The sequence below is a fragment of the Janthinobacterium aestuarii genome (assembly GCF_046113285.1).
Taxonomy (GTDB): Bacteria; Pseudomonadota; Gammaproteobacteria; order Burkholderiales; family Burkholderiaceae_D; genus Janthinobacterium.
In genome coordinates, this window is sequence record NZ_CP142524.1 from 1502396 (window position 1) to 1512492 (window position 10097).

The following is a 10097-nucleotide window of genomic DNA, read 5'->3' on the forward strand; positions in this document are numbered from 1 at the left end:
GCGGCGCGTTTCAGCGCAGGCTCCACAGGTGGGTGTATTGCAGGAAGACCTGCAAGCCGGTGCCGCTGGCAATGGCGAAGGCGTAGGCCAGCTTGCCGGTGGCTGGCGGCGGTTCGGCGATCGTGGCGGCGCCGCCGGCCAGGCTGTGCAGCAGCGCGCCCAGCATCATGTGCCAGGTATTTTTCAGCACCTGGCGCAGGCGCTGGCCGGCCAGCGCGGCGGCCAGGGCCAGCACGCCGCCGCACAGGAAGGTCAGCAGGGCCGCTTCGAGCACGGCGTCGGGACCGAGGAAGGCGCCGCACATGGCCATCAGCTTGACGTCGCCGGCGCCCAGGGCGCGCAGCAGGTACATGGGCAGCAGCAGGGCCAGTCCGGCGGCGGCGCCGGCCAGCGCCTGCAGCAGTCCCAGGCCGCCGAAGGAGGCGTCGAACAGGCCGGCGCCCGATGGCACGAAGCCGTTGAGGATCAAGCCCGCCAGCGTGCCCCACAACACCAGCCGGTTCGGGATGCGGCGCGTGCGCAGGTCGTGCCACAGGGCGCTGGCGAGCAGGGTGGCCAGCACGGCCAGGCACAGCAGCATGGGCAGGTGGGCGTTCATGACGTCAGTCCTTCCTTGCTCATGCAGGGCGCCGTGGCCATGTGCATGGCCGGTGCCGCGGCCTGGCTGCCCAGCAGCCGTCCCACCAGGCGCCACACCAGCGCCGCGCCGGCCGCACCCACATAGCCGTCGAGCGCATAGTGCCAGCCCAGGTGGATGGAGCCGAGCAGGATCAGCACGGCGAAGGCGGACAGGGCGATCCCTGCGGCGCGGCTGACCTTCCAGCCCATGATGGCCATCAGCACGGCGGTGGCCACATGCATGCTGGGCATGGCGGAGATCCCCAGTTCGCCGTTCGCGCCCTTGCTTTGATAGCCTTGCCACAGCATCTCCTGCACCTGCAGGGCCCAGACGGGAACGTGCTGGTTGGCGTCATGCAGGTAGGCCATCAGCGGCGCATACGGATCGCTGGCGTGCAGGTGGCCGTAGTAGCAGGGACCGACCGAGGCAAACAGCACGGCCAGGATGCTGCCCAGGGCGATCCAGGTCAGCGCAAAGCTGAGCAGGAACTGCATGCGCAGCAGCGGGCGGCGCGTGTCGAGGATCAGCCAGTACAGGATGGCGTAGAACAGGAAGAACCAGAAGTGGTAGCTGAAGTTGAGCAAGCCCGTGACGAGCGGGTGGCCCAGCAGCGGCTGCAGCCTTTCCCATGGGGCCATGCCGCCATGCAGCGCCATGTCCCAGGCGGACAGGGTGGCATCCCAGGTGTAGGGATGCAGGCGCGGAATGGCGCCCTTGAAGACGGTGAAGCTGGAGGCGAAGACGGGAATCAGCAGCATGGCTGGCAGCGCGTGCAGCAGTCGTTCGTTGCTCAGGTAGCGGCGCAGATCGTGGTACAGATAGTGGCACAGGCGGTGCGGGCGTTTCATCACCATGACGTGGATGGTGTAACCGCACAGGATGAAGACGGGACCCGTGAGGATGGCCACGAAGAAGCCGGCCAGCACGTTGAGGATCTCCGATGCGCTGGGCAGGCCGCCGGCCAGCAAGGTCGCGGCGGCGGCGTACAGCAGCACGATCAGCAGCAGGGCGCGGTGGGTGCGCAGCGAGGCGCGCAGGGTGTTCATGACAGGGCCAGGACCACTTGGTCCTTGACGTAGACAAACAGCAGCTTGACCTGGTCGCCCAGCACGGTGATCGTGACCACCAGCACTGCCGCGATCAGGCCCGCCAGCAACGCGTATTCGATCGCTGTAACGGCGGACTCGTCGGATAAACGGCTGAAGAGAGATTTCACGATGGGCCTCGCTAGGCGGTATCAAGGTGGGCGTGCCGGAAATATGGGGAAGCGTAGTCCGGGCTGGCGCTGGGCCGGCCCGGACGGCACCGCGTCAGGCATTGGCGGTGGTCAGCTTGGTGCCGATGGTGCTGAAGGTTTTTTTCAGCTGCGTGCCGACGATGGTGATGGCGGCGATGATCACCACGGCGATCAGGGCGGCGATCAGGCCATATTCGATTGCGGTGACGCCATCTTCTTCGCGGATAAAGTTTTTGATGAGGTTCATGACAACTCCTGGTGGTGGTTAAGCTACGACGGTGGGTAAAACGGCATGGCGGTGTTGCTTCCTGTTGCTACGCTCTCATGGGCTTTCGCCCAGTGCGAGCAGTCCGATGATGCACACCACCGCCATGAGGGCCGCCACCAGGGCATAGCGGTAGAACGCAGCCTTTTCCTTGCCCTGCAAATAGGTGATCAGGGCTGTCGGAAGAAACTTGTCAAGGCGCATGCTGTGCTCCGTGTCGTGGTGGGCCGCGCGGTGATTTGCACTCCGGTAAATCCACTATAGAAGTTGGCACCTTGATCTACATCAGAAGAACATCCTTTTATTGCAAGGAGGAATTGCTTGTTTTTTTCGTGACAATTGTCATGGTCGAGTCTGGCGTGCGAGCGCGCGGGCGCAGGCAGCGCCGGTGGCTGGCGAAGGGGGCGGCGGAGGGAGTGCGCGGCCGGGCAGTGGCCGTGCCGGGGGACAGCGGCGTCAGGCGCCGGGCGGCAATTGGCCCAGCTGGTGCTTGGTGGCGTAGGCGTACAGTTCCAGGCGGTTGTATACGCCCAGCTTGCGGTAGATCGACGTCAGGTGGTTGCGCAGGGTGTGTTCGGAGATGAACAGCTGGTCCGCCAGCAGCTTGGCCGGCGTGCCGCTGCCGTGCACCAGCGCGGCGATGATCTTTCTTTCCTTGAGGGTCAGGCTGGCGATGGCGATGGCTTGCGCCGAGCCGCCGCCGGGCTGGGTCAGCTGCGTCAGCATGCGTCCCAGCATCGCGTGTTCCAGCCACAGCTCGCCCTGGTATACCTTTTCGATGGCCTTCAGCACCATCTCCGCCGGCGCATCCTTGCTGACGATGCCGCGCGCGCCTTTCAGCACCGTCTGGTCCAGGACGGCCTGGTCGTGGCTGGCCGTCAGCACCAGCACGCGCGTGCTGCCGCACTGCGCCAGCGCGGGCAGGATGGCCAGCGAGCTGATGCCGCCCAGGTCCAGGTCCAGCACGATCACATCCGGTTGCAGCGCCTTCGCCTGCTCCAGCGCCTCGGCGCTGTCGGACGCCGTGGCGACCACGCGCATGCCCGAGTGCTCGCCGCCGATCAGCCGCTCCAGGCCCCACAGCATGGTCTTGTGATCGTCCACCAGCATGACGCTGATGACATGGCTGGCCGGGGGCGTGTAGCGTAAGTCGTTCATATGGGGATCTCGATCTGCACGGAGGTGTTGCCCAGCATGCCATGCGTGACGCGGGCCGTGCCACCCAGGGCGGCTGCCCGTTCGGCCAGCGAGTCGGGCAGAAAATCGGGGACGTGCGCGGCCGCGCATTCGTTGTCGATGCTGATGTGCAGCGCGCCCTGCACGCAGGTCAGCTTGACGGCGCCGTGGCGCGCCGACGTATGCTTGCGGATATTGCTCATGCCTTCGTTGACGATCTGGAACACCTCGGCCGCCAGGCGGTCGTTGATGTGCAGGTCGCCTTCGATTTGCAGGGCGATATCGATGCCATAGAATTCGCGGATCTGCGTGGCCTGGCGGCGCAGCGCGACCAGCAGTTCCGGCTCGCTTTGCACCTGGCCGTTCTTGAACGTGCGCGCGTAGCTGCGCAGGTCGGCGATCACCTGGCCCGACATGATGATCAGTTTTTCCAGTTCGGGCAGCAGCGGGTTGCCGGGCGTGGCTTCGTTGCGCAGGGCCGCCAGGCCGTGGCGCAGGCCGATGTACGGCTGCACGGCCGTGTCATGCAGGTCGCGGGCGATCTTTTCGCGCTCGCGCGAGGCCGCCTGCGACGCCAGGCGGTCGAGCAGGTCGATGTTTTCAATGACGGGAAACGCCTGCGCGCCGATATGACTGAGAAACAGGGCGTCCGTCTTGCTCATGCTGGTGGCGGAGACGATGAAGATGCGGCCCTTGCCATTGCGCAGGGGCAGCGGTGCGCTGATGAAGGCGTGCGCTTCGAGCAGCTCGGCCAGGCGGTCGCCTGCCGCGTCGTCGTGCCGCAGCCAGCGTCCGCTGTCGGGATCGAGCATGCGCGCGCCGCCTGTCCACGGCAGCCAGCGGCCGGCGGGCTGGTTGTACAAGGCGATTTTATCGTGCGGGAAAGCGAGCAGGGGACTGGCCGCGTCATCGCTGAGGAGCGAGCTGGTGTGCACGACGCCCGTTGCCGTTTGCAGCACGCTGCGCAGCGACCAGACCCGCGTGCCCTTGTCCTGCATGATCAGCAGGCAGCTGCGGCCGTTGAAATAACTGCGGGTTTTTTCCAGTACGGAGGTAATGGTCTGGTCGACGCCGAAGCGCGGATTGGACAGCTGGCTGACATCGCGCAGCAACGCCAGGTGGCTGCGCTGCGTGATGGCCGAACCGCCCCAGTAGGCGATCATGTAGCCGAGCGCCAGCAGGAAGGTGGTACGCAGCAGCAGGCGCGACAGCTCCGCATCCGATTCGCCGAACAGGGCCGTGGCGGCGAACAGGCCGGCCGAGGCCAGGGTCACGCGCGCGCCTTCCTCGAAGCCCCGCTGGAACGACGAGGTCAGGATGGCAAAGAAAAAAAACAGGAAGAATAAATTGTTGTGGCTGCTGGTGGAAAACACGATCAGCGCATACCAGGCCACGTCGAGCCAGTACAGCAAGATGTCCTGGGGCAGGCTGAAGCCCAGCACGGCCAGCACATAGAGCAGCAGGCTGTGCATGGTGTAGGCGGAAAAGATCAGCCAGGTAATCTTGCTCAGCTTGCCGGCGCTTTCGGGGTCGATGAACAGGGTCAGCAAGGTGGCGCTCGACAGCAGCAGGCGCATGCCGTTGACCATGGTCGTATCCATGCCGGCACCCGGCAAGCCGGATCTGAGGGGAGGATCGAGATTCACAAGCGCTCCTGGCCGTGTCCCGCATGGTGAGCCATGCGCAGGGATAGATACCACAGATAAATTCTTGTTATTGTTGCTGCAATCAATGACGAGTCTACGCACACGCCATAAAGATGTCTACTGGAATCCTTTGCCCTGCGTTGCTTTTTTTACAGCGGCTGCACCATCACGCGGTTGCGCCCGGCGCCCTTGGCCAGGTACAGGGCGCGGTCGGCGGCGCCGATCAGGGCGGAGATGGTCGGCTGCTGCTGCGGGTGCTGGGTGGCGATGCCGATGCTGACCGTGATGTGCTTGACCTCATTGCCCGTCTTGGCATGCGGAATGCGCAGTCCGGCCGCGTGCTGGCGGATTACCTCGGCCATGCGCAGCGCCTGCGCCGCGTCCGTGTCGGGCAGGATGGCGGCAAATTCCTCGCCGCCATAGCGCGCCAGCAAGTCTGTGGGGCGCTGCAGGATGGCGGCCAGTTCGGCCGCGACGCGGATCAGGCAATCATCACCTTGCTGGTGGCCGTAATGGTCGTTGTAGTCCTTGAAGTGATCGATATCGATCATCAGCAGCGACAGGGGGCTGCCCGTGCGCATGGCGCGCCGCATTTCCTTCTCGATCGCCACGTCGAAGTGGCGGCGGTTGGCGATGCCCGTCAAGCCATCGGCAAAGGTTTGCGAACGCAAGACCATGGTCTGTTCGCGCAGCAGCTTTTCGCGGCCCACGGCGATGGTGACATCATTGATCTGGATCAGGCAGTGGCGCGGCGAATCGGGCAAATTGATCGGCGTGACGGCGATCGCCTGCTGCATGCGCTCCCGGCCTTCGGCCGCGCCATGCGTGTACAGGGGAAACGGCGCCTTGTGCAGGGTTTGCGACAGCAGCGACTGGAAATTGTCGCGCAGGGCCTGGGTGATGGCCGAATCGATGCGCTTGTGGCGCAGTTCCGGATAGACGGTGAAGAAATCCTGGCCCAGCACGGCGTCGGCCTGGCATGCCGAGTGGCGCGCCATCCAGTGGTTCCACAGCACGATGCGGTGCTGCTCGTCGAGCACGATGGCGCCCAGGTTGACGGCGCCGAGTATGCTCTCGAGCAGGGCGAGTCGGTGTAAGGCATCCGGCATGATCGTCACGCCTGTCCCAGGACCTTGGCCAGATAGTGGCTGACCTGCTGCTTCAGGTCGTGCAGGGCGGACAGGTCGAGCACGAATGCCACATAACCGTGGATCTGGTGCTTGGACAGCACGAAGTCGATATGCAGCATCAGTACGACGGCCTCGTCATCGTGGCCGCCGAACGAAGACAGGATTTCCGCGCTGGTGCCCACGTGGTACAGGGGCAGCGAGCCATGCAGTTCGCTGTCGAACAGGTTGGCCAAAGTCCCTACGCAGGAATTGAGGATGATGTTGCCGATTTCGCTCATCGCTTCCTGTTCCATCTCCGTCAGTTCCTGCAGCGGCATGGCGTCGCCCACCATCAGGCGCACGATTTCCAGGCTTTTATCTTCCGGGAACATCAGGATGGCTTCGGTGGCGAAGGCGCCATCGTAATGCTGGCTGACGCCGCAGATGCGTTCGCCATCCTTCTTGCTGCCCAGCAGGGCAGCCGCATCGGCACGGTTCAGGAAAGTGATCGACGGCACCGACATGGTGACTTCTTCATTGACGATCTCGCTCATCGCGGCGGCCGCATGGCCCACCCCGATGTTGAATATCTCCACGAGGGCATCGTTTTCCAGTTCGGAGAGATTGACCATGCTCACAGTCCCAGTGACTCGATCAGCTGGTGGATGCGGGTTTCCGTGATCGGTTTTTCCATGAAGCCGACACGAAGTTCGATGGCGCGGTTGCGGATGGCGTTTTGCACGTTCGCCGTGACGAGAACGATGTGCGTTTGCGGGCACAGCGCGCGCAATTGTTCCGCCGCCGCCACACCGCCCATGCCGGGCATGTTGACATCCAGTAATATCAGCACAGGGCTGACAGTCTTGACTTTTTCCAGGGCTTCCTCACCCGTCGCCGCCTCAATCACTTGCCAGTCGGCATGTTTGCTGAGGATGAACTGATGCGACATCAGACGTGAAACCCGGCTGTCATCGACAACAAGTACCTGCTTACTGTGATTCATGTGCTATTCCTGAAACGTCATATCGGTCAATCGTTCCATTTTCGCATATTTTAGAGGGCATAGAGAGTAATTGGCTGGGCAATTGCCTTGGGGCAAGTCTTTTCCACTTGCCTGTTGTATCCCGTCGCCAGGTCCGTCATCATGGCCGGCTGGCCGGGCTGGCAATCCGTTAAAATAGCGGCATTCCTCACTTTAGCCTTTTTTTGCCATGACCCAAGACGAATTGAAGCAAGCCGTAGCCCGCGCCGCCATTAACTATGTGGTGGACGGTGAAATCATCGGTGTCGGCACCGGTTCCACCGCCAACTTTTTCATCGATGAACTGGCCAAGATCAAGGACCGCATCAAGGGGGCGGTCGCGTCGTCCGAAGCGACGGCCGCGCGCCTGGCCGGTCATGGCATTCCCGTCTTCGACCTGAACGACGTCGAGTCGATCGCCGTCTACATCGATGGCGCCGATGAAATCACGGCCAGCGGCGCCATGATCAAGGGCGGCGGCGCGGCATTGACGCGCGAAAAGATTGTCGCGTCCGTCGCGAAACAGTTCGTCTGCATCGCTGACGGTTCGAAGCTCGTCGAGACCCTCGGCGCCTTCCCGCTGCCGGTGGAAGTGGTGCCGATGGCGCGCGCCGCCGTCTCGCGCCAGCTGGCCGCGCTGGGCGGCACGCCCCGCTTGCGCCTGAAGCCTGGCAGCACGGAAGCCTTCATCACCGACAATGGCGGCGAGATCATCGACGTGCTGGGCTTGCAGATCGCCGACCCGGTGGCGCTGGAACAGCAGATCAACCAGATCGTCGGCGTCATCGCCGTCGGCCTGTTCGCTGTGCGCGGTGCCAACGTTTGCTTGCTGGGCATGCCGGAAGGCGTGCGTACCTTGGCGTACTGATACGCAGCAGAAATCCGGGGTCAGTCACTACTTGATCGGAATGCGCCCCACTGGGGCGTATTCCCCCGCCGGGTCTGACCCCAGCCTTCCGTTTGCACCGCCCGGTACACGGCCACGGTGCGCAGCAAGCCGCCGAGGAAGATGCCGCTGAAGCAGCCATAGGCGAGGCAGACAGGCACGATGAAGCCGGTCGCATGGGCGTAGGCCGGCGCGATGGCCAGGGTCACGGCCACCGCATACTTCATGCAAAAGATACTCATCATCAGCATCAACGGCACCCAGCTGCCGGGACGCTGCACGCTGGCCCGCTCGGGTATGGCGACGATCTTGCGCGCATCGCTCAGCGTCCAGGCCAGTGCCGCGCCGGCCAGGGCGCCGGCGGCCCAGGCGAACGGCGCCACGCCGGCCAGGCCGAAACTGCCCTGCACGCCGCTCAGCGACAGGGCCAGCATGACCAGGGGAATGATGCACAGCTTGCGCAAGGTCACTTCGCGTGCGCGGCTGGCCAGCACGCCCCGGTAGACGAGCAAGCCCAGGATGGCCCAGACGTAGAGGGGAGTGTGGCTGAAGATGTGCTGCAACATGGTGTCCGCCTTTGGAGTGAGGTTGTCGATGGACGTACTGTGCCAGCGGGCGGCATGGGCGGCGAGCGGTGTGCGACGAAACGGGGAGGCGGTGCCGTGAAACGGCGGAGGAGGGCGTGAAACGCAGGTGAAACTGCCCGTGACGCGGCGGTCACGGGCAAGCGATAAAACTTATTCCGTTGGCGGCACGTAGCCCATGGCGGCATCGGCGCCATCGCCGAAGAAATGCTTTTCCATCTGCGTGGCCAGGTATTTGCGGGCGCGCGCGTCGGCCAGGTTCAAACGGTTTTCATTGACCAGCATGGTCTGGTGCTTGAGCCAGGCGGCCCATGCTTCCTTCGACACGGATTCGTAAATCTTCTTGCCCAGTTCGCCCGGGTACGGCGGGAAATCCAGTCCTTCGGCTTCCTTGTTGAGTTTGATGCAGTGGATCGTGCGGGCCATCTGTGCTCCTGAATCAGTGTAGAGATAAAGCGTGATTATAAGGCACTTTGCGCCTGCCCTCGCGGGGTCGTCGCGGCCTGGCGACACGCCGTTTGCCGCGCCCTTGCGCTGGATCAAATTTGATCTGCGCCGCCCTAGCTAGTAAGATGCCTTATCGCGCCAGCCGCTGGCTGCGCCTCTTCCAAGCAAGTAGTAACAATTAACCAATATGGAATCCCTATGACCTCAGTGAAAGTCCATGGCATCGATGTCAGCAATACCGGCAGCTTCGCGCTGTTTGGCGGCATCAACGTGCTCGAATCGCGTGATCTTGCCATGCGCGCCTGCGAAGAATATGTGCGCGTCACGCAAAAACTGGGCATTCCCTATGTGTTCAAGGCCAGCTTCGACAAGGCCAACCGTTCCTCGATCCATTCCTACCGGGGACCGGGCCTGGAAGAAGGCATGCGCATCTTCCAGGACGTCAAGGCGGCGTTCGGCGTACCCGTGATTACCGACGTGCATGAGCCATGGCAGGCGCAGCAGGTGGCCGAAGTGGTCGACGTGCTGCAACTGCCCGCCTTCCTGGCGCGCCAGACGGACCTCGTCGTGGCGCTGGCGAAAACGGGTAAAGTCATCAACATCAAGAAGCCGCAATTTTTGAGCCCAGGCCAGATGGCCAATATCGTCGAGAAATTCAAGGAAGCGGGCAACGACCAGTTGATCCTGTGCGACCGCGGCACTTGCCTCGGCTACGACAATCTGGTGGTCGACATGCTGGGTTTTGGCGTCATGAAAAAGACCTGCGACGACCTGCCCATCATCTTCGACGTCACCCACGCCCTGCAGCAGCGCGATCCCGGCGGCGCCGCTTCGGGCGGCCGCCGCCAGCAGGTGGCCGACCTGGCCCGCGCCGGCCTGGCCGTCGGCATCGCCGGCCTGTTCCTGGAAGCCCATCCGGACCCGGACAATGCCCGCTGCGACGGCCCCAGCGCCTTGCCGCTGGACCAGCTGGAGCCGTTCCTGGCGCAGTTGAAGGCGCTCGACGATCTGGTCAAGTCGTTTGCGCCGCTGAATATCAAGTAACTAGTCACTAGCAGCTGTTTTTCGCGCGTTCTGTGAGCAAAAACACCACCGGTTCCGGTGGTG

General features: G+C 63.5%; 14 protein-coding genes. 2 read left to right on the forward strand and 12 right to left on the reverse strand.

Translation table 11 applies throughout. The annotated features are described in order from the left end of the window. Window positions 1–10: 10 nt before the first annotated feature. From OX462_RS06770 to OX462_RS06815, 10 genes are all read right to left on the reverse strand, one after another. Window positions 11–598 (reverse strand): A24 family peptidase, encoded by a 588-nt coding sequence (locus OX462_RS06770; protein ID WP_217494210.1) that lies wholly within the window; start codon window positions 596–598, stop codon window positions 11–13. Then, window positions 595–1665, reverse strand: coding sequence for a phosphatase PAP2 family protein (locus OX462_RS06775; RefSeq protein WP_121670234.1), 1071 nt, complete (start codon window positions 1663–1665; stop codon window positions 595–597). Before OX462_RS06775 ends, OX462_RS06770 begins: the two co-directional genes overlap by 4 nt. Beyond that, window positions 1662–1835, reverse strand: a complete 174-nt coding sequence (locus OX462_RS06780) for a Flp family type IVb pilin (protein ID WP_071654391.1) — start codon at window positions 1833–1835, stop codon at window positions 1662–1664. The genes OX462_RS06775 and OX462_RS06780 overlap by 4 nt, the downstream gene beginning before the upstream one ends. A 94-nt stretch (window positions 1836–1929) precedes the next feature. Further along, window positions 1930–2103: a Flp family type IVb pilin gene (locus OX462_RS06785; protein ID WP_070222439.1), complete on the reverse strand. Its 174-nt coding sequence runs from the start codon at window positions 2101–2103 to the stop codon at window positions 1930–1932. Window positions 2104–2178: 75 nt separating this feature from the next. Continuing rightward, entirely contained in the window at window positions 2179–2325 is a 147-nt protein-coding gene (locus tag OX462_RS06790; RefSeq protein ID WP_157814672.1) for a hypothetical protein, read from the reverse strand. A 252-nt stretch (window positions 2326–2577) separates the two neighbouring features. Then, window positions 2578–3279, reverse strand: a complete 702-nt coding sequence (locus tag OX462_RS06795) for a response regulator (RefSeq protein ID WP_070222441.1) — start codon at window positions 3277–3279, stop codon at window positions 2578–2580. After that, window positions 3276–4943 (reverse strand): sensor histidine kinase, encoded by a 1668-nt coding sequence (locus OX462_RS06800; protein ID WP_139142972.1) that lies wholly within the window; start codon window positions 4941–4943, stop codon window positions 3276–3278. Before OX462_RS06800 ends, OX462_RS06795 begins: the two co-directional genes overlap by 4 nt. Window positions 4944–5092: 149 nt before the next feature. Continuing rightward, window positions 5093–6052 (reverse strand): GGDEF domain-containing protein, encoded by a 960-nt coding sequence (locus OX462_RS06805; protein ID WP_070289169.1) that lies wholly within the window; start codon window positions 6050–6052, stop codon window positions 5093–5095. A 5-nt stretch (window positions 6053–6057) separates the two neighbouring features. Beyond that, on the reverse strand, window positions 6058–6684 hold the full coding sequence (locus OX462_RS06810) for a chemotaxis protein CheC (protein ID WP_070222465.1): 627 nt from the start codon (window positions 6682–6684) through the stop codon (window positions 6058–6060). A gap of 2 nt (window positions 6685–6686) precedes the next feature. Then, window positions 6687–7055, reverse strand: a complete 369-nt coding sequence (locus OX462_RS06815; RefSeq protein ID WP_070222443.1) for a response regulator — start codon at window positions 7053–7055, stop codon at window positions 6687–6689. A 208-nt stretch (window positions 7056–7263) separates the two neighbouring features. Here OX462_RS06815 and rpiA point away from each other — a divergent pair, with 208 nt between their 5' ends. Beyond that, the gene (rpiA, locus tag OX462_RS06820) at window positions 7264–7941 is read left to right on the forward strand and encodes a ribose-5-phosphate isomerase RpiA (protein WP_409028047.1); all 678 of its coding nucleotides are present in this window, start codon (window positions 7264–7266) and stop codon (window positions 7939–7941) included. A 20-nt stretch (window positions 7942–7961) separates the two neighbouring features. On the opposite strand, the gene OX462_RS06825 is transcribed toward rpiA, so the two are convergent. Together OX462_RS06825 and OX462_RS06830 are read right to left on the reverse strand one after the other, a co-directional pair. After that, entirely contained in the window at window positions 7962–8525 is a 564-nt protein-coding gene (locus OX462_RS06825; protein ID WP_409028048.1) for a DUF6622 family protein, read from the reverse strand. A gap of 171 nt (window positions 8526–8696) precedes the next feature. After that, window positions 8697–8969 carry an oxidative damage protection protein gene (locus OX462_RS06830; RefSeq protein WP_034750797.1) on the reverse strand — a complete coding sequence of 91 codons (273 nt, stop codon included), beginning with the start codon at window positions 8967–8969 and terminating at the stop codon, window positions 8697–8699. Window positions 8970–9188: 219 nt separating this feature from the next. Between OX462_RS06830 and kdsA the strand changes: the two genes are divergently transcribed. Then, window positions 9189–10034: a 3-deoxy-8-phosphooctulonate synthase gene (kdsA, locus tag OX462_RS06835; RefSeq protein WP_034750794.1), complete on the forward strand. Its 846-nt coding sequence runs from the start codon at window positions 9189–9191 to the stop codon at window positions 10032–10034. The last annotated feature ends 63 nt before the right edge of the window (window positions 10035–10097 follow it).

What these genes read in the sequence shown, in the direction of transcription:
- OX462_RS06790 (WP_157814672.1), bottom strand. Translation starts at nt 2,325, where the DNA reads ATGCGCCTTGACAAGTTTCTTCCGACAGCCCTGATCACCTATTTGCAG.
- rpiA (WP_409028047.1), top strand. Translation starts at nt 7,264, where the DNA reads ATGACCCAAGACGAATTGAAGCAAGCCGTAGCCCGCGCCGCCATTAAC.
- OX462_RS06805 (WP_070289169.1), bottom strand. Translation starts at nt 6,052, where the DNA reads ATGCCGGATGCCTTACACCGACTCGCCCTGCTCGAGAGCATACTCGGC.
- OX462_RS06810 (WP_070222465.1), bottom strand. Translation starts at nt 6,684, where the DNA reads ATGGTCAATCTCTCCGAACTGGAAAACGATGCCCTCGTGGAGATATTC.
- OX462_RS06795 (WP_070222441.1), bottom strand. Translation starts at nt 3,279, where the DNA reads ATGAACGACTTACGCTACACGCCCCCGGCCAGCCATGTCATCAGCGTC.
- kdsA (WP_034750794.1), top strand. Translation starts at nt 9,189, where the DNA reads ATGACCTCAGTGAAAGTCCATGGCATCGATGTCAGCAATACCGGCAGC.
- OX462_RS06815 (WP_070222443.1), bottom strand. Translation starts at nt 7,055, where the DNA reads ATGAATCACAGTAAGCAGGTACTTGTTGTCGATGACAGCCGGGTTTCA.
- OX462_RS06825 (WP_409028048.1), bottom strand. Translation starts at nt 8,525, where the DNA reads ATGTTGCAGCACATCTTCAGCCACACTCCCCTCTACGTCTGGGCCATC.
- OX462_RS06785 (WP_070222439.1), bottom strand. Translation starts at nt 2,103, where the DNA reads ATGAACCTCATCAAAAACTTTATCCGCGAAGAAGATGGCGTCACCGCA.
- OX462_RS06775 (WP_121670234.1), bottom strand. Translation starts at nt 1,665, where the DNA reads ATGAACACCCTGCGCGCCTCGCTGCGCACCCACCGCGCCCTGCTGCTG.
- OX462_RS06830 (WP_034750797.1), bottom strand. Translation starts at nt 8,969, where the DNA reads ATGGCCCGCACGATCCACTGCATCAAACTCAACAAGGAAGCCGAAGGA.
- OX462_RS06770 (WP_217494210.1), bottom strand. Translation starts at nt 598, where the DNA reads ATGAACGCCCACCTGCCCATGCTGCTGTGCCTGGCCGTGCTGGCCACC.